The following is a 24,439-nucleotide window of genomic DNA, read 5'->3' on the forward strand; positions in this document are numbered from 1 at the left end:
AGCGTCTATCAAGCGTTCTCGCGACGCCGCTCGCCGCGTTCGCGGCTTGCCGGACCCTGCGAGTCGCCTTCGAGCGCACGGCGCTCAGATGCCATCGGATCGTGCTCAAGGATTTCACCCTTGAAGATCCAGACCTTGATGCCGCAGATACCGTAGGCGGTTTCTGCTTCGGCGGTGCCGTAGTCGATATCCGCACGCAGCGTGTGCAGCGGAACGCGACCTTCACGGTACCATTCGGTACGGGCGATTTCCGCGCCACCGAGACGGCCGGCGCAGGTGATCTTGATGCCTTCGGCGCCAAGACGCATGGCCGACTGGACGGCACGCTTCATCGCACGCCGGAACGCGATACGACGTTCCAGCTGCTGGGCGATCGACTGAGCGACAAGCGTCGCGTCGATTTCCGGCTTGCGCACCTCGACGATGTTGAGGTGCGTTTCCGAATTCGTCATCTCCGAGAGCTTCTTGCGGAGCTTCTCGATGTCTGCACCCTTCTTGCCGATGATCAGACCCGGACGAGCCGAGTGGATCGTGACGCGGCACTTCTTGTGCGGACGCTCGATGACGACCTTGGCGATGCCGGCCTGCTTCAGCTCCGACATCAGGTAGGAGCGGATCTTCAGGTCTTCATGAAGCAGCTTGCCGTATTCGGCGTTGTCGGCGAACCAACGGCTGTCCCAGGTACGGTTGATGCCGAGACGGAAACCGATCGGATTGATTTTCTGACCCATTATGCGGCCTCCTCAGTGGCTTCGACTTCCCGCACGACGATCGTCAGGTGCGAGAACGGCTTTTCGATGCGCGATGCGCGGCCGCGGCCACGAGCGTGGAAACGCTTCATGGTGATCGACTTGCCGACATAGGCTTCCGCAACGATCAGCTGGTCGACGTCGAGATCGTGGTTGTTCTCGGCGTTCGCGATGGCCGATTCCAGCGTCTTCTTGACGGTGCCGGCGATACGCTTGCGCGAGAACTCGAGGTCGGCGAGCGCGCGGTCAACCTTCTTGCCGCGGATCATCGCGGCAACCAGGTTGAGCTTCTGGGGGCTGACGCGGAGCGTGCGCGCAACGGCTTGCGCCTCGTTATCCTTCAGCCGACGTTCGGCTTTTGCCTTGCCCATTTCTTACTTCCTCTTCGCTTTCTTGTCCGCACCGTGACCGTAGTAGGTCCGGGTGGGAGCGAATTCTCCGAACTTGTGTCCGACCATGTCTTCGTTGACGCTGACCGGAACGTGCTTGCTGCCGTTGTAGACGCCGAAGGTCAGACCTACGAACTGCGGCAGGATCGTGGAGCGACGGCTCCACATCTTGATCACTTCGCTACGACCGCCTTCGCGAACCTTCTCAGCCTTCTTGAGAAGATAGCCGTCAACGAACGGACCTTTCCATACTGAACGAGCCATTAATGACTACCTCTCTTACTTCTTCTTCAGGTGGCGGGAGCGCATGATGAACTTGTCGGTCGACTTGTTCGAGCGCGTGCGCTTGCCCTTGGTCGGCTTGCCCCACGGGGAAACCGGATGACGGCCACCGGAGGTGCGGCCTTCACCACCACCGTGCGGGTGGTCGACCGGGTTCATGACGACACCGCGGTTATGCGGGGTCTTGCCACGCCAGCGCGTGCGACCAGCCTTGCCGTCGTTGATGTTGCCGTGGTCCGGGTTGGACACGGCACCGATCGTCGCAAGGCAGGAGCCGTGCACGAGGCGCTGCTCACCCGAATTCAGGCGAAGGATCGCCATGCCGGCGTCGCGGCCGACCAGCTGAACGTAGGTGCCTGCAGAGCGGGCGATCTGACCGCCCTTGCCCGGCTTCATTTCGACGTTGTGAACGATCGAGCCGACCGGGATGTACTGCAGCGGCATGGTGTTGCCGGGCTTCACGTCTACAGCCTTGTCGGACGCGATGACCTTGTCACCGGCGGCGAGGCGCTGCGGCGCCAGGATGTAGGCCTGCTCACCGTCCGCATAGGTGACGAGAGCGATGAACGCCGTACGGTTCGGGTCGTATTCCAGGCGCTCGACGGTGCCCTCGACGTCGAACTTGCGACGCTTGAAGTCAACCATACGATAGGTGCGCTTGTGACCGCCACCGATGAAGCGGGCGGTGATGCGGCCGAGGTTGTTACGACCACCGCTTTTGGTCAGACCTTCCGTCAGAGCCTTGACCGGCTTGCCCTTGTAGAGGGCGGAGCGGTCGACGATGACGAGCTGACGCTGGCTCGGCGTGGTCGGATTGAAGTGTTTCAATGCCATTGTTCTTGTTCCCTACCTCAGACGCCCGTCGACACGTCGATGGACTGACCTTCGGCGAGCGTTACGATCGCCTTCTTGACGTCCTTCTGCTTGCCGGCGAAACCGCGGAAACGCTTGATCTTGCCCTTGCGCAGCAGCGTGTTCACGGCCGTGACCTTGACACCGAAGAGCGATTCGACGGCAGCCTTGATTTCCGGCTTCGTGGCGCTCTTGGCGACGTTGAACACAACCTGGTTCTGTTCCGAAACCATGGTCGACTTTTCGGTGATCGACGGAGATACGATCACATCGTAGTGGCGAAGATCAGTCATTTGAACCGCTCCTCCAGAGCTTCAACCGCAGCCTTGGAAAGCACGAGCTTGCCGCGACGCAGGATGTCGTAAACGTTGATGCCCTGAACCGGCAGAACATCGATGTTCGGGATGTTCTGGGCAGCGAGCTTGAAGTTGCTGTCGATTTCGGCGCCGCCGATCACGAGAGCGTTGGTGAGGCCGAGCGAGGCGAAGTTGCCGACGAGAGCCTTGGTCTTGGCTTCGGTCGCGACCAGCTGATCGACGATGATCAGCTCTTCAGCCTTGAGCTTGGCGGAGAGAGCGTGACGCAGGGCGAGCGCACGAACCTTCTTCGGAAGATCCTGGGCGTGGCTGCGGACGACGGGGCCGTGGGCCTTACCACCGCCGCGGAACTGCGGAGCGCGAGCCGAATGGTGACGAGCGCGGCCCGTACCCTTCTGCTTGTACATCTTCGAGCCGGTGCGGGAGACTTCCGCGCGACCCTTCGCCTTGTGCGTGCCCTGGCGCTTGTTGGCAAGCTGCCAGCGGATCATGCGGGCGATGATGTCCTCGCGCGGCTCCAGGCCGAAAATTTCATCCGACAGGGAAACCTTGCCGGCGTCTTTGCCCTCGAGGGTCTTGACGTTCAATTCCATTGGTTTGGCTCCCTTACTTCGATGCCGACTTAACGGCGTCGCGGACGATGATCCAGGAACCCTTGGAACCGGGAACGGCGCCCTTCACAAGGATAAGACCCCGATCTTCATCGGTCGAAACGACTTCAAGGTTCTGCGTGGTGACGCGCGTCTGACCCATGTGACCGGCCATGCGCTTGCCCTTCCAGACACGACCCGGATCCTGGTTGGAACCGGTCGAACCGTGGGCGCGGTGCGAGACAGACACACCGTGCGTAGCGCGAAGACCGCCGAAGTTGTGACGCTTGATGGCGCCGGCGAAACCCTTACCGATCGTGGTGCCGGTCACGTCGACCAGCTGACCCGCGGCGAAGTGGCCGGCAGTGATCTGCGAACCGACGTCGATCAGGTTTTCTTCCGAAACGCGGAACTCGACGAGCTTCGCCTTCGGTTCGACGCTGGCAGCAGCGAAGTTGCCGCGCATGGCCTTCGACGTGTTCTTTACCTTGGCAGCGCCGGCGCCCAGCTGGACGGCCGTGTAGCCATTCTTTTCCTTGGTGCGGTGAGCGACAACCTGAACATTGTCGAGCCGCAAAACCGTTACCGGGATATGCTCGCCGGCGTCGTTGTAGACGCGGGTCATTCCCACTTTCTGTGCAATCACACCTGAACGCATCAGTTCGTTCCTCTTGAGAGTCGTGTCGGGGTCTCAACGACCCTTCCTTGCCTCTTTGTTTAAGGATTCCTGCAAAGCCCTTCCGGACCAGGAGGTTTCCCGTTTCGAGAAGTCGTTGGCAGGTCTTGCCACGTACCTTCCTTGTTATTTCGGCTCTCGCCGGAATCTCTTCTTAAAGCTTGATCTCGACGTCTACGCCGGCAGCCAGGTCGAGCTTCATCAGCGCGTCGACGGTCTGCGGGGTCGGATCAACGATGTCGAGCAGCCGCTTGTGCGTGCGCATCTCGAACTGTTCACGGCTCTTCTTGTCGACGTGAGGCGAGCGGTTGACCGTGAACTTTTCAATGCGGGTCGGAAGCGGTACCGGACCGCGGACGCTTGCACCGGTACGCTTGGCGGTCGACACGATCTCCCGCGTGGAGGCATCGAGAACCCGGTGATCAAACGCCTTCAGGCGGATGCGGATATTCTGGCCGTTCATTCGACTTGTCCTTGTTTCTTTTCTTGCGTCCCGCGTACGCAGAGACAGTGAATTACCAATTGCTGGCCGGCCCCTGATTTTCAAAAATCACAGGGACACCGAAGGTGCCCCTGTCACTTGTAAGCATGAGGTGCCCTGCCCGCCCCGATCCGAGAAAAACAGACCGGAAAATTGCAGCGCAAAAACCGGACGAAGCAAATCACCGTCCGATTCTGATCTAGGCCGGCGACATACACTGCCGCCGGCAATTCGTCAATCGATTACTCGATGATCGAGGCGACGATGCCGGCGCCGCGTGCAAATCGCGCTTGCGCGCCATTTGCACCACTTCAATGCGTCGGCAGCTTTCGGCCTCGCGATCGATTACTCGATAATCGAGGCGACGATGCCGGCGCCGACGGTGCGACCGCCTTCGCGGATAGCGAAGCGCAGCTTTTCTTCCATCGCGATCGGAACGATCAGCTCGACTTCAACCGTCACGTTGTCGCCCGGCATGACCATTTCCGTGCCTTCCGGAAGCGACACGATGCCCGTCACGTCCGTCGTGCGGAAGTAGAACTGCGGACGGTAGTTCGTGAAGAACGGCGTATGACGGCCGCCTTCTTCCTTCGTCAGGATGTAGGCCTCAGCCATGAACTTCTTGTGCGGCTTGACCGAACCCGGCTTGCACAGGATCTGGCCACGCTCAACGCCGTTGCGGTCAACGCCGCGCAGCAGCGCGCCGATGTTGTCGCCGGCCTGGCCCTGGTCGAGCAGCTTGCGGAACATTTCAACGCCCGTGCAGGTCGACTTGATGGTCGGACGGATGCCGACGATCTCGACTTCTTCACCGACCTTGATGATGCCACGCTCGACGCGGCCGGTCACAACCGTACCACGGCCCGAGATCGAGAACACGTCTTCGATCGGCATCAGGAACGGCTGGTCGATCGGACGTTCCGGCGTCGGGATGTAGGCGTCGACGGCATCCATCAGAGCGCGGATGGCGTTCTCGCCGATTTCCTTGTTGCTGTCTTCGAGAGCAGCAAGAGCCGAGCCCTTGATGACCGGGATTTCGTCGCCCGGGAAGTCGTAGGACGACAGAAGTTCGCGAACTTCGAGCTCGACGAGTTCGAGAAGCTCGGCGTCGTCGACCTGGTCGACCTTGTTCAGGAACACGACGATCGCCGGAACGCCGACCTGGCGGGCGAGCAGGATGTGTTCGCGGGTCTGCGGCATCGGGCCGTCGGCAGCCGAGCAAACCAGGATCGCGCCGTCCATCTGGGCGGCACCGGTGATCATGTTCTTGACGTAGTCGGCGTGGCCGGGGCAGTCGACGTGCGCGTAGTGGCGGTTCGCCGTTTCATACTCGACGTGCGCCGTCGAGATCGTGATACCACGAGCCTTTTCTTCCGGTGCCGCGTCGATCTGGTCATAGGCCTTGAATTCACCGAAGTACTTGGTGATCGCCGCCGTCAGAGACGTCTTGCCATGGTCAACGTGGCCAATCGTGCCGATGTTAACGTGCGGCTTCGTGCGCTCAAACTTACTCTTTGCCATTTTCGGCTCTCCATTCTTTCATCTCCCGGAGGGGAGAAATTCGTTAAATGTTCAGGTTTTGGGGTATTCCGGTCACTTCTGACCGGAATACTTGGCCTGGATTTCCTGGGCGACGTTGCTCGGCACGGGAGCGTAGTGGTCGAACACCATCGAGTACTGCGCGCGGCCCTGCGACATGGAGCGCAGGCTGTCGACGTACTTGAACATGTTCGCCAGCGGAACGTGCGCGTTGATGACGATGGCGATGCCGCGCTGCTCCTGGCCCTGGATCTGACCACGGCGGGAGTTGAGGTCACCGATGACGTCACCGACGTAGTCTTCCGGCGTAACGACCTCGACCTTCATCATCGGTTCGAGGAGCTGTGCACCAGCCTTGCGGGCTGCTTCACGGAAGCAGGCGCGCGAGGCGATTTCGAAGGCCAGAACCGAGGAGTCGACGTCGTGGAAGGCACCGTCGATGAGGGTCGCCTTGACGCCCAGCATCGGGAAGCCTGCCAGCGGACCGGAAGACAGAACGCTTTCGATACCCTTCTGAACGCCCGGGATGTATTCCTTCGGAACGGAACCACCGACGATCTTCGACTCGAACTTGAAGTCTTCGCCTTCCGGGTTCGGTTCGAAGATGATCTTGACGCGCGCGAACTGGCCGGTACCACCGGTCTGCTTCTTGTGCGTGTAGTCTTCTTCACAGGTCTTCGTGATGGTTTCACGATAGGCAACCTGCGGAGCACCGACGTTGGCTTCGACCTTGAACTCGCGACGCATGCGGTCGACGATGATGTCGAGGTGAAGTTCGCCCATGCCGGCGATGATCGTCTGGCCGGATTCCTGGTCGGTCTTGACGCGGAACGAAGGGTCTTCAGCAGCCAGACGGTTGAGCGCGAGGCCCATCTTTTCCTGGTCGCCCTTAGACTTCGGCTCGATCGCGATCTGGATAACCGGTTCCGGGAATTCCATGCGCTCGAGGATGACCGGCTTCAGCGGATCGCAGAGCGTGTCGCCCGTCGTGGTTTCCTTGAGGCCGGCAAGAGCAACGATGTCGCCTGCGAAGGCTTCGTCGATGTCTTCACGCGAGTTGGAGTGCATCTGCAGCATGCGGCCGACGCGCTCGCGCTTGTCCTTGACCGTGTTGAGAACAGAAGAGCCCTTTTCGAGCTTGCCCGAATAGATGCGGCAGAAGGTCAGCGAACCGACGAAGGGGTCGTTCATGATCTTGAACGCCAGCATCGAGAGCGGCTCGTTATCGTCGGGGTGACGCTCGATTTCCGCTTCGGTCTTGACGTCGATACCCTTGATCGCCGGAATGTCGATCGGCGACGGCAGGAATTCGACGACGGCGTCGAGCAGCGGCTGAACGCCCTTGTTCTTGAAGGCCGAGCCGCAGAACATCGGGAAGAACTTGACTTCGATCGTACCCTTGCGGATAAGCGCGCGGATCGTGTCGTTGTCGGGCATGTTGCCCTCGAGATAGGCTTCCATGGCGGCTTCATCGAGTTCGACGACCGTTTCGATCATCTTCTCGCGCCATTCTTCAGCCCTGTCCTTCAAGTCGGCCGGGATTTCGACGATGTCCCACTGCGCGCCAAGCGATTCGTCGCGCCAGACGAGAGCGTTCATCTCGATCAGGTCGACAACGCCCTTGAAGTCGTTTTCAGCGCCGATCGGGAGCTGGCAGACGACGGCGGTCGCGCCGAGACGGGTCTTGATCATCTCGACGGAGCGGTAGAAGTCCGCGCCGATCTTGTCCATCTTGTTGCAGAAGATCATCCGCGGAACGTTGTACTTGTCCGCCTGACGCCAGACAGTTTCCGTCTGCGGCTCGACGCCGGCGTTGGCGTCGAGGAGAGCGACAGCACCGTCGAGAACGCGCAGCGAGCGCTCGACTTCGATGGTGAAGTCGACGTGGCCGGGGGTGTCGATGATGTTGAAGCGGCGCATCTTGCCGTCGCGACCCTTCCAGAAGGTCGTGGTCGCAGCAGACGTGATGGTGATACCGCGTTCCTGCTCCTGCTCCATCCAGTCCATGGTCGCAGCGCCGTCATGGACTTCGCCGATCTTGTGCGACTTGCCGGTGTAGTAGAGGATGCGTTCGGTCGTCGTGGTCTTACCGGCGTCGATATGAGCCATGATACCGAAGTTGCGGTAGTCTTCGATTTTATATTCGCGAGCCATGATGGACTGCCTTTCAAATATCGATCGGTTCTGATTACCAGCGGTAATGCGAGAACGCGCGGTTTGCGTCAGCCATCTTGTGCGTGTCTTCACGCTTCTTGACCGCACTGCCACGGTTGTTGGCAGCATCCATGAGTTCGCCGCAGAGGCGATCGACCATGGTGGTCTCGTTGCGCTTGCGTGCAGCAGCGATCAGCCAGCGGATGGCAAGAGCCTGACGGCGCTCCGGACGAACATCGACCGGGACCTGGTAGGTCGCACCGCCAACGCGGCGGGAGCGGACTTCGACATGCGGCGCGACATTGTCGAGCGCCTGATGGAAGACGGCCAGCGGCTCCTGCTTCAACTTGCCCTGAACGGCGTCGAAGGCACCGTAGACGATGCTTTCAGCGACCGACTTTTTGCCGTGAAGCATGATGGCATTCATGAACTTCGTGACGACGAGATCACCGAACTTCGGATCCGGGTTGATCTCACGCTTTTCTGCACTATGGCGACGGGACATACTTCTTGTCTCTCAACTGTTAAGGCGCCTTATCACGCGGAGAACCTCGCGCAGCGCCGAATTCCAAACGAAAACCGAATTACTTCGGACGCTTCGCACCGTACTTGGAACGGCGCTGCTTGCGGTTCTTGACACCCTGGGTATCGAGAACGCCGCGAATGATGTGGTAACGGACACCCGGAAGGTCCTTCACGCGGCCGCCACGGATCATGACGACAGAGTGTTCCTGAAGGTTGTGGCCTTCACCCGGAATGTAGCCGATCACTTCGAAACCGTTGGTCAGACGGATCTTGGCAACCTTACGAAGTGCCGAGTTCGGCTTCTTCGGGGTCGTGGTATAAACGCGGGTGCAAACGCCGCGCTTCTGCGGGTTTTCCTGCAGGGCAGGAACCTTGTTACGCTTTACCTGCGCCTGACGGGGCTTGCGGATAAGCTGGTTTACGGTAGGCATACAACCATCCCTTATAAATCTTGTCTCTCAAGCCCTTCCGGGCCGTTACTTTTGCCATTTCCGGCGACGGACACACCCTATCCTCATGCGCAAAATGTGGCCCTACCCGCTCTTCGCGGATGGACCACAATGATCAGAGGACGCATCATCGACGCGTCATGTATGCAGCATTTGTATCTTCAAGTGCGTTTTAGACCCTGTTTGAGGTGAACTCCGGAACATGGCGTTCCGAAAAGCCTAACCTCACATGGGTTCCGATGTCGGGCGTACTACTGTTTTCACCTGCTGACGTCAAGTCACAATCGCAAATTATCGGGTCGGCAGGCCGCCGTTCCGGCCATTTGACGGCGCGGACCAACGATATATAGCACCCCCCTGGCGATTTTGCATGGGCCTCGTAATGAAAATCGGCTAGAAACGACAAACATCCTCCAACCCTTCGCACGGGCTCTTCCGCTCCCGCGCGATTCGATTCCCGACTCAGGAAAGAAGACCGAGATGGCCCACAATCCGGACAACGACAACAATTTCGACACGCCGATGGTCTTCATCATCATCGCCAAGGGCTATGAAGAGGAAGGCGGCGAAGGCGTCGACCTTCACATCCTGTTGCGCGCGCCCGACGACGACTCCGCCGTTCGCGAGGCTCTGAACGCGCTGTCCGAAGAAGGCTTCGTGGAGGCCGATCTCGACCAGATCGGCATGATCAACGACGCGCCGGACGAAGAGCCGCACGCCTCCGCCTATCAGGGCGCGCTGGAAGGCGAGATCGCGATCATCCGCTTCAACTGAAAGCCGCGTGCTCGCAGCACCGCAGGGGCCGCCGGACATGCCGGCGGCCTTTCTCGTCTGTCGACAGGTCTATTTCTTGACGATCTTCCCGTTCGGCCGCGGCGTCGCGTCCGTCTCCGGCGGCAGGACCGGCACGCTCACCTCCGGCATCCTGCCGGTCAGGGAATTGAGGAAAGCAACGATTTGCGTCACCTCCTGATCGCTCAGTTCCTGCCCGAGCTGCGCCGTGCCCATGATCGCCACCGCCTGCTTCAGGTCCCAGACTTTCCCGGAGTGGAAATACGGCGCCGTCAGCGCGACGTTGCGGAGCGGAGCCGCACGGAAGACGTAGGAATCGTCCGCCGTGTTGGTAATCGCGAAACGCCCCTTGTCGTTCTGCGGCAGCACGTCCGCGCCCGGTTTTTCGACGACGCCAAACGGGAAATACCCCTGCCCGCCCACATTGATGCCCGTGTGACAGGAGGAACAGCCCTTGTCCATGAAGAGCGCGAGCCCCTGCTTCTCGTCCGGGGTCAACGCCTCTTCGTCGCCGTTCAACCACGCGTCGAACGGTGCCGGCGTAATGAGCGTCGCCTCGAAGGCCTCGATGGCCCTGGCGAAATTGTCGAAGGTGACCGGATCGGCTTCGCCGGGAAAGGCCGCCTTGAACCACTCGCCATAGTCCGGCATGGACTTCAGCGTCGCAACGACGTTCTCCGGCGTGTTCGCCATCTCGACGCCCGCCTGCACCGGCCCCTTGGCCTGCGCCTTCAGGTCCTCCGCCCGGCCGTCCCAGAACTGGGCGATATTGAAGACGGCGTTCAGCGCCGTCGGCGCATTGCGCGGCCCCTTTTGCCAGCCGTGGCCGATCGAGGTCTCCAGATTGTCGTCGCCGCCGGTCGCTAGGTTATGACAGGAATTACAGGAGAAGACGCCGGACGCGGATACGCGCGGATCGAAGAACAGCGCCTTGCCAAGCATGATCTTGTCCGGCGTGATCGGATTGTGAGCCACCGCCGGCGTCGTTGATGGCAACGGCTTGAAGACCTCGAGCGAGCGCGCACGAATGTCGGGAACAGCGTCGGCGGCCATGGTCGAGGTCGCAACCAGAAGGGCCGAGACGGTAGTCGAAAGCTTCTTCATGGGGAGTCTCCATTCGGTTTCGAACACCCCATAGTTTAGACTTATTCTAATAATGCACCTTGCGATAGATCAAGGTCGATGTGCGCCACCCGCAGATGCAAAAGACCGCCCGGATTGCTCCGGGCGGTCTCTTCATGTTCGAAATGGCGCGACGGTTATTCGCCGGCCGGGAGGTTCTCGCCAGCGGCGAGGTCCTGCAGCATCGGGGTCGCGACATCCGCACCGGTGCCCTTCTTGCGTTCCTCGAGGATGAGGTCGTCGCGCGAGGTGGCGATGCGGCGGATCTGCGTCATCGTTCCGCCGGTACCGGCCGGGATCAGGCGGCCGACGATGACGTTTTCCTTGAGGCCCTGCAGCGTGTCGGTCTTGCCGGCGATCGCAGCTTCCGTGAGAACCTTGGTGGTTTCCTGGAAGGATGCGGCCGAGATGAACGACGGCGTCTGCAGCGAGGCCTTGGTGATACCGAGGAGGACAGGCTCGCCGTATGCCGGCTTCTTGCCTTCCTCGATCAGGCGATCGTTTGCGTCTTCCAGCTCGATGCGGTCGACATTGTCGCCGACGATGTACTGGCTGTCGCCCGAGTCCGTGATTTCGACCTTCTGCAGCATCTGGCGAACGATCACCTCGATGTGCTTGTCGTTGATCACAACGCCCTGCAGACGGTAGACTTCCTGGATTTCGTTGACCAGGTACGAGGCCAGAGCCTCGACGCCCTTGATCGCCAGGATGTCGTGCGGAGCCGGGTTACCGTCGAGGATGTAGTCACCCTTTTCGATGTAGTCGCCATCCTGAAGATGGAAGGGCTTGCCCTTCGGGATCAGGTACTCGACCGGCTCGACACCGTCTTCCGCCGGCTCGATGATGACGCGACGCTTGTTCTTGTAGTCGCGGCCCAGCCGGATCGTGCCATCGATCTCTGCGATGATGGCATGGTCCTTCGGACGACGGGCTTCGAACAGTTCGGCAACGCGCGGCAGACCACCGGTGATGTCCTTGGTCTTGGCGCTTTCGAGCGGCGAACGGGCGAGAACATCACCCTGGGAGACCTTCTGGCCGGGTTCGACCGACAGGATCGCATCGACCGAGAGCTGGAAGCGGGCTTCCCCGCCACGCGACAGCTTGAGCACGTTGCCGGCGACGTCCTTGATGACGATCGCAGGCTTCAGGTCGGCGCCGCGCGGGGTCGAACGCCAGTCGATGACCTGACGCTTGGTGATGCCGGTCGACTCGTCGGTCGCTTCCAGAACGGAGATGCCGTCGACGACATCCTCGAAGTGTACGATACCTTCGACTTCCGTCATCATCGGGCGGGTGTATGCATCCCACTCGGCGAGACGCTGGCCGCGACGGACCTTGTCACCATCGTCCACGAAGACCTTCGAACCGTAGGCGACGCGCTGCGAAGAGCGTTCGACGCCGCGTTCGTCGAGGATCGTGATCGCCAGGTTGCGGCCCATGGCAATGAGATTGCCTTCGGAGTTGCGCAACATGTTGCGGTTCTTGATCGCGATCGTACCTTCGTACGACGCTTCGAGGAACGACTGGTCGACCACGTTCGCGGTGCCGCCAAGGTGGAAGGTACGCATGGTAAGCTGGGTGCCCGGCTCACCGATCGACTGCGCGGCGATGACACCGACGGCCTCACCCATGTTGACCGGCGTACCGCGAGCAAGGTCGCGGCCGTAGCAGACGGAGCAGACGCCCGTCTGAACTTCGCAGGTCAGAGCCGAGCGAATGCGGATCGACTGGATGCCAGCCTTCTCGATCTCGACGACATCGGCTTCCATGATCATCTTGCCGGCATCGACGATACGCTCACCCGTGACCGGATGATCGATGTCGTCGAGCGCGGTACGACCCAGAACGCGGGCGCCGATGGAGGCCACGACCTGGCCGGCGTCGACGATCGCCGTCATGGTCAGGCCCTTGTCGGTGCCGCAATCGACCATGTTGACGATGCAGTCCTGCGCCACGTCGACGAGACGACGGGTCAGGTAACCGGAGTTCGCGGTCTTCAGGGCGGTGTCTGCAAGACCCTTACGGGCACCGTGCGTCGAGTTGAAGTACTCGTTCACGGTCAGGCCTTCCTTGAAGTTCGAGATGATCGGCGTCTCGATGATCTCGCCCGACGGCTTGGCCATGAGGCCGCGCATGCCGCCCAGCTGGCGCATCTGGTTCGGAGAACCACGAGCACCCGAGTGGCTCATCATGTAGATCGAGTTCATCGGCTTCTGGCGACCGGTCTCGGGGTCGAATTCGACCGCCTTGATGCGGGCCATCATTTCTTCCGCGACCTTTTCGGTGGCCTTGCCCCAGGCGTCGACGACCTTGTTGTACTTCTCGCCCTGCGTGATCAGGCCGTCGTTGTACTGCTGCTCGTATTCCTTGACCAGCGTTTCGGTGTCACCGACGATCTTCGCCTTGGTTTCCGGAATGATCATGTCGTCCTTGCCGAACGAGATGCCGGCGCGGCAAGCATGCGTGAAGCCGAGCTGCATGATGCGGTCGCAGAAGATGACCGTGTCCTTCTGTCCGCAATGGCGGTAGACCGTGTCGATCATCTTGGAGATGTTCTTCTTGGTCATTTCCTGGTTGCAGATGTCGAACGGCACGTTGACATTCTTCGGCAGAAGCTCGCCGATGATCATGCGGCCAGGCGTGGTTTCATAGATCTTCGAAACCGGCTTGCCTTCGGCATCGACGGTCTTGAAGCGACCACGGATCTTGGCGTGCAGCGTGACGACCTTGTTTTCCAGAGCATGGTGCAGCTCGCCCATGTCGGAGAAGGCCATGCCTTCGCCCGGCTCGTTCTGGTTCTGGATCGACAGATAGTAGAGGCCGAGAACCATGTCCTGCGACGGCACGATGATCGGCTGACCGTTTGCCGGATGCAGGATGTTGTTCGTCGACATCATCAGCACGCGGGCTTCGAGCTGGGCTTCGAGCGACAGCGGCACGTGAACGGCCATCTGGTCACCGTCGAAGTCGGCGTTGAAGGCCGTGCAGACGAGCGGGTGCAGCTGGATCGCCTTGCCTTCGACCAGCATCGGTTCGAAGGCCTGGATGCCCAGACGGTGCAGTGTCGGTGCGCGGTTCAGGAGAACCGGATGCTCGCGGATGACCTCGTCGAGGATATCCCAGACTTCCGGCTTTTCCTTTTCAACCAGCTTCTTGGCCTGCTTGACGGTCGAGGAGTAACCCTTGGCGTCCAGACGGGCGTAGATGAACGGCTTGAACAGTTCGAGCGCCATCTTCTTCGGCAGGCCGCACTGGTGCAGCTTCAGTTCCGGCCCCGTCACGATAACCGAACGGCCGGAATAGTCGACGCGCTTGCCGAGCAGGTTCTGGCGGAAGCGGCCCTGCTTGCCCTTGAGCATGTCGGACAGCGACTTCAGCGGACGCTTGTTGGCGCCGGTGATGACGCGGCCGCGACGGCCGTTGTCGAAGAGCGCATCGACAGATTCCTGCAGCATGCGCTTTTCGTTGCGGATGATGATGCCCGGCGCGCGCAGCTCGATGAGGCGCTTCAGACGGTTGTTACGGTTGATGACGCGGCGATAGAGATCGTTGAGGTCGGACGTCGCGAAACGGCCGCCATCGAGCGGAACCAGCGGACGCAGGTCCGGCGGGATGACCGGGACGACTTTCATGATCATCCATTCCGGGCGATTGCCGGACTCGATGAAGTTCTCGACGATCTTCAGCCGCTTCATCAGCTTCTTCTGCTTCAGATCCGAGGAGGTGTCGGCAAGGTCCGAACGCAGGTCGCCGGCGATCTTGTCGAGGTTCATCGAGGCGAGCATCTCGTAGATGGCCTCTGCACCGATCATCGCCGTGAACTGGTCTTCACCGTACTCGTCGACAGCCAGCATGTACTCTTCTTCGGAGAGAAGCTGGTGTTCCTTGAGCGCCGTCAGGCCGGGCTCGGTCACGATGTAGTTCTCGAAGTAGAGGACGCGTTCAACATCCTTCAGCGTCATATCGAGGAGCGTCGAGATGCGCGAGGGAAGCGACTTCAGGAACCAGATGTGGGCGACCGGGGCTGCGAGCTCGATGTGGCCCATGCGCTCGCGGCGAACGCGCGACAGCGTGACTTCGACGCCGCACTTTTCGCAGATGATGCCCTTGTACTTCATGCGCTTGTACTTGCCGCACAGGCACTCGTAGTCCTTGATCGGTCCAAAGATGCGCGCGCAGAACAGGCCGTCACGTTCCGGCTTGAACGTACGGTAGTTGATCGTCTCCGGCTTCTTGATCTCGCCGTAGGACCAGGAAAGGATCTTTTCCGGCGACGCGATCGAGATGCGGATCGAATCGAAGTGCTGGGCCGGCACCTGCGGGTTGAAAAGGTTCATGACCTCTTGGTTCATGCCTGTCTCCTTGATGGGGCAAAGAGCCCTCAATTGGGTCACGGTGGCGGCGAAATCCCGGGTTGCCGCTCCGGACCCCTAAATGACAATAACCGCGAAATGCGGCGAAACTCCCCTGCCCCGGCCAGATCCGGAACGGCTGTCCCGGGAGGGGATGGGGTGCGCGGCCTTCGCCACGCACGCCCTTGTCAACCTGTTATTCGGCGGCGTCCGGAAGCTGGCTCCCGTCCTCGGTACCGATCTTCGAGTTCTCGAGCTCGACGGAGAGACCGAGCGAGCGCATTTCCTTGACGAGAACGTTGAAGCTCTCGGGAATGCCCGCCTCGAAGGTGTCGTCGCCGCGCACGATCGCCTCGTAGACCTTGGTACGGCCCGCCACGTCGTCCGACTTGACGGTGAGCATTTCCTGCAGGGTGTATGCTGCACCGTAGGCCTCGAGCGCCCAGACTTCCATTTCCCCGAAGCGCTGACCGCCGAACTGCGCCTTGCCGCCCAGCGGCTGCTGGGTAACGAGCGAGTACGGACCGATCGAACGCGCGTGGATCTTGTCGTCGACCAGGTGGTTCAGCTTGATCATGTACATGTAGCCGACGGTGACCTTGCGGTCGAAGGCTTCACCGGTACGACCGTCGTACAGGACCGACTGACCCGACGGATCGAGACCCGCACGCTTCAGCATCGAGGCGACATCGCTTTCATGCGCACCGTCGAAGACCGGAGTCGCGATGGACACACCGCGCTTGGCTTCTTCGGCGAGCTTGACCAGCGACGCATCGTCGAAGTTCTTCACTTCGTCGTGGGCTTCGGACGCGTAGATGTCCGTCAGTTCCTTCCGCAGATCGCTGATGTCGAGGTGCTTGCGATAGTCCTCAAGCATCTGACCGATCTTCCTGCCCATACCGGCGCAGGCCCAGGCAAGGTGCGTTTCGAGGATCTGGCCGACGTTCATGCGCGACGGCACGCCGAGCGGGTTCAGCACGATGTCGACATGCGTGCCGTCTTCGAGGAACGGCATGTCCTCGACCGGAACGATGCGCGAGACGACACCCTTGTTACCGTGACGGCCGGCCATCTTGTCGCCCGGCTGGATCTTGCGCTTCACAGCGACGAAGACCTTGACCATCTTCATGACGCCCGGAGGCATTTCGTCGCCGCGCTGGACCTTCTCGACCTTGTCCATGAAGCGCTGTTCGAGGCGCGACTTGGATTCGTCGTACTGGGCACGCAGCGCTTCGACCTCGCTCTGGACCTTCTCGTTCTCGACGGCGAACATCCACCACTGCGAACGCGGGTACTCCGAGACGACGGCGTTGGAGAGCTCGACGCCCTTCTTGAAGCCCTTCGGACCGGCGATGGACGCCTGGCCACGCAGCATGTCGAGCAGACGGCCGTAGACATTGCGGTCGAGGATCGCCTGTTCGTCGTCGCGGTCCTTCGCGAGACGCTCGATTTCCTCGCGCTCGATCGCCATCGCGCGTTCGTCCTTCTCCACGCCGTGGCGGTTGAAGACGCGAACTTCGACGACGGTGCCGAACGTGCCAGGCGGCATGCGCATGGAGGTGTCGCGAACGTCGGAGGCCTTTTCACCGAAGATGGCGCGCAGAAGCTTCTCTTCCGGCGTCATCGGGCTTTCGCCCTTCGGCGTGATCTTGCCGACCAGAATATCGCCCGGCTGAACCTCTGCACCGATGTAGACGATACCGGCTTCATCGAGGTTGCGCAGCGCTTCTTCCGAAACGTTCGGAATGTCGCGCGTGATTTCTTCCGGACCCAGCTTGGTGTCGCGGGCCATGACCTCGAACTCCTCGATGTGAATCGAGGTGAAGACGTCTTCGCTCACGATGCGCTCGGACATGAGGATCGAGTCCTCATAGTTGTAGCCGTTCCACGGCATGAACGCGACGAGCGCGTTGCGGCCGAGCGCCAGGTCGCCGAGATCGGTCGACGGACCGTCCGCGATGATGTCGCCCTTGTTCAGAACGTCACCGACGGTGACCAGCGGACGCTGGTTGACGCAGGTGTTCTGGTTCGAACGCTGGAACTTCATCAGACGGTAGATGTCGACACCCGACTTCGACGGATCGAGGTCTTCCGTTGCGCGGATAACGATACGGGTCGCATCCACCTGGTCGACCACGCCGCCGCGACGGGCAGCGATCGCAGCACCCGAGTCACGGGCGACGACCGGCTCCATGCCGGTACCGACGAACGGAGCTTCCGCACGCAGGAGCGGCACGGCCTGACGCTGCATGTTCGAGCCCATGAGAGCGCGGTTGGCGTCGTCGTTTTCCAGGAACGGGATGAGCGCGGCCGCAACCGAGACGAGCTGCTTCGGCGAGACGTCCATCAGATTGATGGTGTCGCGCGGGGAGAGCATGACTTCGCCGGCGTGACGGCAGACGACGAACTCTTCGACGAAGGCGCCGTCGGCGGTCATCTCGGAGTTCGCCTGGGCGACGTAGTACTTCGCCTCTTCCATGGCCGACAGGTATACGACCTCGTTAGTCACCTTGCCGTCGACGATCTTGCGGTACGGGCTTTCGATGAAGCCGTACTTGTTGACGCGGGCGAAGGTGGCGAGCGAGTTGATCAGACCGATGTTCGGTCCTTCCGGCGTTTCGATCGGGCAGATACGGCCGTAGTGGGTCGGATGAACGTCGCGGACTTCGAAGCCTGCGCGCTCGCGGGTCAGACCACCCGGGCCAAGAGCCGAAAGACGGCGCTTGTGGGTGATTTCCGAAAGCGGGTTCACCTGGTCCATGAACTGCGAGAGCTGCGAGGAACCGAAGAATTCGCGAACGGCGGCAGCCGCCGGCTTCGCATTGATCAGGTCCTGCGGCATGACCGTGTCGATCTCGATCGAGGACATGCGTTCCTTGATCGCGCGCTCCATGCGGAGCAGGCCGAGACGGTACTGGTTCTCCATCAGTTCGCCGACGGAACGGACACGACGGTTGCCGAGGTTGTCGATGTCGTCGATCTCGCCCTTGCCGTCACGCAGTTCGACCAGCATCTTGACGACGGCCAGGATGTCGTCCTTGCGGAGCACGCGGACGGTGTCCGGGCAGTCGAGGTCGAGACGCATGTTCATCTTGACGCGACCGACGGCCGACAGGTCGTAGCGCTCGGCATCGAAGAACAGCGACTGGAACATGGCTTCGGCCGATTCCATGGTCGGCGGTTCGCCCGGACGCATGACGCGGTAGATGTCGAACAGCGCGTCCTGGCGGTTCTCGTTCTTGTCGGCGGAAAGCGTGTTGCGGATGTAGGCGCCGACGTTGATGTGGTCGATGCCGAGAACCGGGATCTCGTCGAACCCGGAATCCAGAATCACCTGCAGCGACTTCTCGTCGATCTCGTCTCCGGCTTCGAGATAGATCTCACCGGTCGCCACGTTGACCATGTCCTCGGCGAGATAGTTGCCGTAGAGATCGTCATCGCTGGACTTGAGGGCCTTCAGGCCCTTTTCCTGCAACTGCCGGAGCAGACGCGGGGTCAACTTCTTGCCTGCCTCGACGACCACTTCGCCGGTGTCGGCGTCGATCATGTCGGTGATGGCCTTGGCCCCCTTCAGCGCTTCCGGGCTGAACGGAACGCGCCAGCCGTCAGCGTCGCGCTGGTAGACGGACTTCGAATAGAAGGTCGAGAGGATCTCTTCGCCGTCCATGCCGAGTGCCATCAGCAGCGACGTCACGGGGATCTTGCGGCGACGGTCGATACGTGCATGGACGATGTCCTTGGCATCGAACTCGATGTCGAGCCAGGATCCGCGATACGGGATCACGCGCGCAGCAAACAGCAGCTTGCCGGAAGAATGGCTCTTGCCCTTGTCGTGATCGAAGAACACGCCCGGAGAGCGGTGCATCTGGGAAACGATGACGCGCTCGGTACCGTTGACGATGAAGGTACCGTTGTTGGTCATCAGCGGCATGTCGCCCATGTAGACCGACTGTTCCTTGATGTCCTTGATCGAGCGGGCACCGGTGTCCTCGTCGATATCGAACACGATGAGACGCAGCGTCACCTTGAGCGGCGCAGCATAGGTCAGGTCACGCTGGCGGCATTCATCGACGTCGAACTTCGGCGGTTCGAATTCGTAGGACACGAATTCGAGCATCGAAGCGCCCGAGAAGTCGGTGATCGGGAAGACGGACTTGAAAACGGCTTGAAGTCCCTCGTCGGGACGCCCCCGCGGGGTTCGTCGACCATGAGGAACTGGTCATAAGAAGCCTTCTGAACCTCGATGAGGTTCGGCATTTCCGCGACTTCTGGAATTTTTCCAAAAAACTTGCGTACGCGCCTGCGACCATTAAAGGAAAGGGTCTGAGCCATCGTCGCTCCTTGTCAATTTGTGCATCCGGGCCTGCAACAGACGGAACCTGCTGGCCAGTCAGGTCCGTCAATCAATGGGAAACGTTCAACCTCGTTCCTGTCACCGAACGGCCGGCCGGATTGCCTGGCGGGTCGGGTTGGAACCATCCTCTTGAAGAACCCATTACCCAAAAGCCGTTTTGACGGGCTTTTGGGTAATCTGTTCTCGAGAAACGGCGAATGGGAGAGGACAAAACGTCCCCTCCCACAAGCTGTTCCGATATTACTTGACGTCGACCTTGGCGCCGGCTTCCTCAAGCTTCTTCTTGAGGTCAGCAGCTTCGCCCTTGGATACGCCTTCCTTGACCGGCTTCGGAGCGCCTTCGACCAGGTCCTTGGCTTCCTTGAGGCCGAGGCCGGTGATGCCGCGGACTTCCTTGATGACGTTGATCTTGTTGGCGCCGGCATCGACGAGGATGACGTCGAATTCGGTCTTTTCTTCTTCAGCAGCAGCAGCAGCGCCGCCAGCAGCGCCACCAGCGGCAGCAACGGCTACCGGTGCAGCAGCCGAAACGCCCCACTTTTCTTCGAGCATCTTGGAAAGCTCAGCGGCTTCCAGAACGGTCAGCGAGGAGAGGTCTTCAACGATCTTTGCGAGATCAGCCATTTTACTAGTTCCTTTTGTTCGGTTCGAACTGGTTCGATATTAACAGCGAAAAACCACCTTAGGCGGCTTCGTCCTTCTTGGCGTAGGCCGAGAACACGCGGGCAAGCTGGCTTGCCGGTGCTGCGACAACCGTAGCGATGCGGGTAGCCGGGGCGTTGAGGAGGCCCAGCAGCTTCGCACGCAGCTCGTCGAGCGAAGGCAGGGTCGCAAGCGACTTGACTGCATCCGCGTTGAGAGCGGTTGCCCCCATGGCGCCGCCGATAACAACGAGCTTGTCGTTGGTCTTGGCGAAATCCATGACGACCTTCGGAGCCACAATCGGGTCTTCGCTGTATGCGATCAGCGTCTGACCCTTGAAGAGATCAGAGATCCCTTCCGACTCCGTACCCTGAAGAGCGATCTTGGCCAGACGGTTCTTCGCGACTTTGACGGTGCCGCCAGCAGCGCGCATCTTCGAACGGAAGTCGTTCATCTGCGCGACTGTGACACCAGCATAGTGGGCCACGACAACCGAACCGGAAGCCTTGAAGACTTCGTTCAGCTCCGTGACGAATTCGCGTTTTTCCGCTCTTTCCACTGTCTGTCTCCAGTTGGCAGGACCGATGTCTCGGACCCTGCCGGTTTGCCTTTGCCTCAAGGGATCCTTCAGATCGGACCCCAAGCGACGCTTGAGGATCCTGTCCCCTCGCACTGTCGCCGTCTGGCTCCAGGCACAAGGCACACTAGGCTCGAACCGACTCTTTCAAGACACCACGTGCCTTTCCAAATCCGGGTCTTACCCGTCTCATGCAGACCATGACGATTAAGGCCAAAGCCGCCTGCAATCTCGGACAGGAGTTCCGGGTTTCCCCGGAAATTCCCGGTCCTTTCGGACCGGAAATCACTGTATTCCGGAGCCTCGCGGCTCCGGAAGAATTCTTAGGCCGCAGTGACCGACGACGGGTCGATCTTGACGCCCGGGCCCATGGTCGAGGAGATCGCTACGCGCTTGACGTAGTTACCCTTCGCACCAGCGGGCTTCGCCTTGATGACGGCGTCAGCGAAGGCCTTGATGTTTTCTTCGAGCGCCTTGGCGTCGAAGGAAGCCTTGCCGATACCGGCATGAACGATACCGGCCTTCTCGACGCGGAACTCAACGGCGCCGCCCTTGGAAGCCTTGACGGCACCGGCGACGTCCATGGTGACGGTCCCGACCTTCGGGTTCGGCATCATGCCGCGGGGTCCGAGAACCTTACCGAGACGACCGACGAGCGGCATCATGTCCGGGGTCGCGATGCAGCGGTCGAAGTCGATCTTGCCACCCTGGACGATCTCGACGAGTTCTTCCGCACCGACGATATCCGCACCGGCTGCCTTGGCCTCATCAGCCTTGACGCCACGGGCGAAGACGGCGACGCGAACGTCGCGACCGGTGCCGTTCGGCAGGTTGACGACGCCACGAACCATCTGGTCGGCGTGACGCGGGTCAACGCCGAGGTTCATCGCGATTTCGACGGTTTCGTCGAACTTGGCGACGGCCCGTTCCTTGACCATTGCGATGGCGTCCGACAGAGCGACGAGCTTCGCCGGATCAATGCCTTCGCGGATCTTCTGAATGCGCTTTGCGAGCTTAGCCATGATCAACCTACCACTTCCAGGCCCATGGAGCGGGCAGAGCCCTCGACCATCGCCATTGCGCCTTCGACGTCGGCTGCATTGAGGTCCTTCATCTTGCCTTCGGCGATCGCACGGACCTGAGCCTTGGTGATGGTACCGACCTTCGCACCCTTGCCCGGCGTCTTGGAGCCGGAGGTGATCTTCGCTTCCTTCTTCAGCCAGTAGGTAACCGGCGGCTGCTTCATCGCGAAGGTGAAGGACTTGTCCTGGTAGTAGGTGATGACGACCGGGATCGGCATACCCTTTTCCATTTCCTGCGTGGCGGCATTGAACGCCTTGCAGAATTCCATGATGTTAATGCCACGCTGACCAAGTGCCGGGCCGATCGGCGGGGACGGGTTTGCCGATCCTGCCTTGACCTGCAGCTTGAGCTGGCCTGCAACTTTCTTAGCCATTTCTCTCTGCCTTTCCTTAAGGACCGGTCGCCCGGCCCGAAAATGCCGACTTGCATCGGCGGCTGCGGTTGCGTGGTGCGTCTGAAAGACCCGGCTTCAGGCCTTCATCCTCCCACGCGGAACAGGGCGGATGACCGCCCTGATACTCAGACCTTCTCGACCTGAGAATACTCAAGCTCGACCGGCGTAGCGCGACCGAAGATCGACACCTCCACCTTGAGCCGCGAACGCTCTTCGTCGACATCCTGAACGGTGCCGTTGAACGAGGCGAACGGACCGTCGGAAACGCGAACCTGTTCGCCGATCTCGAACGAGACGGAGGACTTCGGGCGCTCGACACCTTCCTGGACCTGGCCCAGGATGCGCTCAGCCTCGTAGTCCGGGATCGGAACCGGCTTGTTGTCGGAACCGAGGAAACCCGTCACCTTCGGGGTATTCTTGATGAGATGATAGGCCTCGTCGGTCAGATCGGCGCGCACCAGGACATAGCCCGGGAAAAACTTGCGCTCGCTGTCGACCTTGCGGCCACGCCGCACTTCGACCACCTTCTCGGTCGGCACGAGGATCTTCTCGAAAAGATGCTCGAGCCCCTTCTGCCTGGCCTTCTCCTCAATGGATTCAGCCACCTTCTTCTCAAAATTCGAATAAGCGTGGACGATGTACCAACGCGCCGCCATGTCCGTCTCCGCCCGATTAATTACCGACGCTCAGCACCAGGCCGATAAGCCAACCGATGATCTGATCTGCCGAAAAGAAAAACAGCGCCGCAAAAAGCACCATGAAGAGAACCATGGCCGTGGAGATCATCGTCTCGCGACGAGTGGGCCATGTCACCTTGTTCGTCTCGGAGCGGACCTGCTGCAGAAACGCAAACGGATTTGTCTTGGATGCCATCTATTGCCCACGCTTTTACGGCGCGTAAAGCCGACTATGTCAGCCCCACGCACCGCGTGTCTGTTTCACCCTACATAAACACCGATTCCGTATTTCACAAGAGCGAAATCGATATTATGCAAACTTTTGCCGGCCCGCCCGATTGCCTCGGGCGCGCGGTTCTACGTCCTCTTCGAAAGGGACATGGCAGGGGCAGAGGGGCTCGAACCCCCGACCTGCGGTTTTGGAGACCGCCGCTCTACCAACTGAGCTATACCCCTAGACCCGGCACCGGCGCGACATAAAATCGCGTCCTGCGCGCTGGCATGGCGCTCCTTTAAGGTGAGCCGAAACGATTGGCAAGCCTGTTTTTCGCTTTTTCGACAGGCCGGTGCGATCTTTCACGCTCACCAGTGACGCTGCACGCGGGCACCGAAGGTGGCGGAGCTCGAGCGGAACGGATCGGAGATATCGGCAGTGAGGGCGACGCCCCTCAAGAGCCTCTTTTCCATACCGAGATTCGTGTGAGCGGCACGGGTGCGCCCGTCGAGGACGCCGTCCATCCGCAAGGATGTGCCGAGATCGGAAAAATCGACCTTCACCGACTGCCGCGCGACGATACCGACGGAATGTCCCGCAATCGCGCTCGCTTCCACCGCACGGGAAGCAGCAATGTCGATCGCCGGCGTCGCCGACCACTGTCCGGTCTGCGAGAGCGAAAGCGCCTGGCGGCCGATCGCAGGGTCATAGCCTGCGCCGGCGCTCACCTGCCAGGCACCGGAGGCGGTCGCCCCTGCCCCCAGCGCGACGCTTCCCCAAAGGCGGAATGGCACCTCCCGCGATCCATCGCTGCCCTTCGTCGCCGCCGTCATCGTCGTGTCGGCACCGACGCTCGGGGAGAACAGGCCGGACCAGCGAAGGCCGGTGCGAAACTGGAAGGCGCGATCACCGGCCTTCGAGACGTTCCAGATGAGCGGCCGGCCGTCATCGGCACGCGCCGCCGCGCCGAGAGGCAGGCAGCCGAACGCCAGGCAAACGGCAACAGTCGTCGCCGCGGAACGAATCGTCTTCACATCGGGAACCGTGGTTTGTCGGCCGTCGAATGCGCTCGAACCATGCGAGCGCGGCGAAATCACTGATAACTTTCTACCACCACGGGAGCTCTGCCGCAACCCGCAGGCCTGCAGCGCAGCCTTCCTGCCCGCGCATGACGAAGGATTATAAAAAGACGAAAGCCCCGCCGTTTCCGGCGGGGCTCTCCCGGTCCC

At 60.7% G+C, this 24,439-nt stretch carries 22 protein-coding genes, 1 tRNA gene and 1 pseudogene; 1 reads left to right on the forward strand and 23 read right to left on the reverse strand.

Annotation, left to right across the window (positions count from 1 at the left end; genetic code table 11):
- Positions 1 to 8: 8 nt before the first annotated feature.
- The 12 genes from rpsC to rpsL all read right to left on the reverse strand — a co-directional run bounded on the left by rpsC (position 9) and on the right by rpsL (position 8,985).
- Positions 9 to 731 (reverse strand): 30S ribosomal protein S3, encoded by a 723-nt coding sequence (rpsC, locus tag H4I97_RS09265; RefSeq protein WP_129331159.1) that lies wholly within the window; start codon positions 729 to 731, stop codon positions 9 to 11.
- Positions 731 to 1,120 carry a 50S ribosomal protein L22 gene (rplV, locus tag H4I97_RS09270; RefSeq protein WP_182304376.1) on the reverse strand — a complete coding sequence of 130 codons (390 nt, stop codon included), beginning with the start codon at positions 1,118 to 1,120 and terminating at the stop codon, positions 731 to 733. The genes rpsC and rplV overlap by 1 nt, the downstream gene beginning before the upstream one ends.
- Positions 1,121 to 1,123: 3 nt before the next feature.
- Positions 1,124 to 1,402 (reverse strand): 30S ribosomal protein S19, encoded by a 279-nt coding sequence (rpsS, locus tag H4I97_RS09275; RefSeq protein WP_062282885.1) that lies wholly within the window; start codon positions 1,400 to 1,402, stop codon positions 1,124 to 1,126.
- Positions 1,403 to 1,417: 15 nt separating this feature from the next.
- The gene (gene rplB / locus H4I97_RS09280) at positions 1,418 to 2,254 is read right to left on the reverse strand and encodes a 50S ribosomal protein L2 (RefSeq protein ID WP_182304377.1); all 837 of its coding nucleotides are present in this window, start codon (positions 2,252 to 2,254) and stop codon (positions 1,418 to 1,420) included.
- A gap of 17 nt (positions 2,255 to 2,271) precedes the next feature.
- Complete coding sequence (locus tag H4I97_RS09285) at positions 2,272 to 2,565, reverse strand: 50S ribosomal protein L23 (protein ID WP_182304378.1); 294 nt, start codon at positions 2,563 to 2,565, stop codon at positions 2,272 to 2,274.
- Positions 2,562 to 3,182 carry a 50S ribosomal protein L4 gene (gene rplD, locus H4I97_RS09290; protein ID WP_182304379.1) on the reverse strand — a complete coding sequence of 207 codons (621 nt, stop codon included), beginning with the start codon at positions 3,180 to 3,182 and terminating at the stop codon, positions 2,562 to 2,564. Before rplD ends, H4I97_RS09285 begins: the two co-directional genes overlap by 4 nt.
- A 13-nt stretch (positions 3,183 to 3,195) precedes the next feature.
- Positions 3,196 to 3,837: a 50S ribosomal protein L3 gene (gene rplC / locus H4I97_RS09295; RefSeq protein WP_182304380.1), complete on the reverse strand. Its 642-nt coding sequence runs from the start codon at positions 3,835 to 3,837 to the stop codon at positions 3,196 to 3,198.
- Between the two features lie 172 nt (positions 3,838 to 4,009).
- Positions 4,010 to 4,318, reverse strand: a complete 309-nt coding sequence (gene rpsJ / locus H4I97_RS09300) for a 30S ribosomal protein S10 (RefSeq protein ID WP_006728688.1) — start codon at positions 4,316 to 4,318, stop codon at positions 4,010 to 4,012.
- Between the two features lie 363 nt (positions 4,319 to 4,681).
- Positions 4,682 to 5,857, reverse strand: coding sequence for an elongation factor Tu (gene tuf, locus H4I97_RS09305; protein WP_182304381.1), 1,176 nt, complete (start codon positions 5,855 to 5,857; stop codon positions 4,682 to 4,684).
- A gap of 72 nt (positions 5,858 to 5,929) precedes the next feature.
- The gene (gene fusA / locus H4I97_RS09310; RefSeq protein ID WP_182304382.1) at positions 5,930 to 8,029 is read right to left on the reverse strand and encodes an elongation factor G; all 2,100 of its coding nucleotides are present in this window, start codon (positions 8,027 to 8,029) and stop codon (positions 5,930 to 5,932) included.
- 34 nt (positions 8,030 to 8,063) lie between these two features.
- Positions 8,064 to 8,534 carry a 30S ribosomal protein S7 gene (gene rpsG, locus H4I97_RS09315; RefSeq protein WP_129331165.1) on the reverse strand — a complete coding sequence of 157 codons (471 nt, stop codon included), beginning with the start codon at positions 8,532 to 8,534 and terminating at the stop codon, positions 8,064 to 8,066.
- Between the two features lie 79 nt (positions 8,535 to 8,613).
- Positions 8,614 to 8,985: a 30S ribosomal protein S12 gene (gene rpsL, locus H4I97_RS09320; protein WP_003507760.1), complete on the reverse strand. Its 372-nt coding sequence runs from the start codon at positions 8,983 to 8,985 to the stop codon at positions 8,614 to 8,616.
- A gap of 498 nt (positions 8,986 to 9,483) precedes the next feature.
- Here rpsL and H4I97_RS09325 point away from each other — a divergent pair, with 498 nt between their 5' ends.
- Entirely contained in the window at positions 9,484 to 9,777 is a 294-nt protein-coding gene (locus H4I97_RS09325) for a transcriptional regulator (RefSeq protein WP_182304383.1), read from the forward strand.
- A 69-nt stretch (positions 9,778 to 9,846) separates the two neighbouring features.
- Here H4I97_RS09325 and H4I97_RS09330 read toward each other — a convergent pair whose 3' ends face one another.
- From H4I97_RS09330 to H4I97_RS09380, 11 genes and pseudogenes are all read right to left on the reverse strand, one after another.
- The gene (locus tag H4I97_RS09330; protein WP_182304384.1) at positions 9,847 to 10,899 is read right to left on the reverse strand and encodes a cytochrome-c peroxidase; all 1,053 of its coding nucleotides are present in this window, start codon (positions 10,897 to 10,899) and stop codon (positions 9,847 to 9,849) included.
- Positions 10,900 to 11,054: 155 nt separating this feature from the next.
- Positions 11,055 to 15,269: a DNA-directed RNA polymerase subunit beta' gene (gene rpoC / locus H4I97_RS09335; RefSeq protein ID WP_182304385.1), complete on the reverse strand. Its 4,215-nt coding sequence runs from the start codon at positions 15,267 to 15,269 to the stop codon at positions 11,055 to 11,057.
- Between the two features lie 196 nt (positions 15,270 to 15,465).
- Positions 15,466 to 19,601 (reverse strand): annotated as a pseudogene (rpoB, locus tag H4I97_RS09340) (DNA-directed RNA polymerase subunit beta).
- 262 nt (positions 19,602 to 19,863) lie between these two features.
- A complete protein-coding gene (rplL, locus tag H4I97_RS09345; protein WP_182304386.1) occupies positions 19,864 to 20,247 on the reverse strand; it encodes a 50S ribosomal protein L7/L12 in 384 nt (127 codons plus the stop codon).
- Between the two features lie 58 nt (positions 20,248 to 20,305).
- Positions 20,306 to 20,824, reverse strand: a complete 519-nt coding sequence (rplJ, locus tag H4I97_RS09350; RefSeq protein WP_182304387.1) for a 50S ribosomal protein L10 — start codon at positions 20,822 to 20,824, stop codon at positions 20,306 to 20,308.
- Between the two features lie 341 nt (positions 20,825 to 21,165).
- The gene (gene rplA, locus H4I97_RS09355; protein WP_182304388.1) at positions 21,166 to 21,864 is read right to left on the reverse strand and encodes a 50S ribosomal protein L1; all 699 of its coding nucleotides are present in this window, start codon (positions 21,862 to 21,864) and stop codon (positions 21,166 to 21,168) included.
- Positions 21,865 to 21,866: 2 nt separating this feature from the next.
- Complete coding sequence (gene rplK, locus H4I97_RS09360; RefSeq protein ID WP_099057545.1) at positions 21,867 to 22,298, reverse strand: 50S ribosomal protein L11; 432 nt, start codon at positions 22,296 to 22,298, stop codon at positions 21,867 to 21,869.
- Between the two features lie 146 nt (positions 22,299 to 22,444).
- Entirely contained in the window at positions 22,445 to 22,975 is a 531-nt protein-coding gene (nusG, locus tag H4I97_RS09365; protein WP_112691121.1) for a transcription termination/antitermination protein NusG, read from the reverse strand.
- A gap of 16 nt (positions 22,976 to 22,991) precedes the next feature.
- On the reverse strand, positions 22,992 to 23,192 hold the full coding sequence (gene secE, locus H4I97_RS09370; RefSeq protein ID WP_112691122.1) for a preprotein translocase subunit SecE: 201 nt from the start codon (positions 23,190 to 23,192) through the stop codon (positions 22,992 to 22,994).
- A 184-nt stretch (positions 23,193 to 23,376) separates the two neighbouring features.
- Positions 23,377 to 23,452: transfer RNA gene (locus H4I97_RS09375), tRNA-Trp, on the reverse strand.
- Positions 23,453 to 23,578: 126 nt separating this feature from the next.
- The gene (locus H4I97_RS09380) at positions 23,579 to 24,244 is read right to left on the reverse strand and encodes a hypothetical protein (RefSeq protein WP_182304389.1); all 666 of its coding nucleotides are present in this window, start codon (positions 24,242 to 24,244) and stop codon (positions 23,579 to 23,581) included.
- Between the last annotated feature and the right edge of the window lie 195 nt (positions 24,245 to 24,439).

The organism is Ciceribacter thiooxidans (assembly GCF_014126615.1).
Classification (GTDB): domain Bacteria; phylum Pseudomonadota; class Alphaproteobacteria; order Rhizobiales; family Rhizobiaceae; genus Allorhizobium; species Allorhizobium thiooxidans.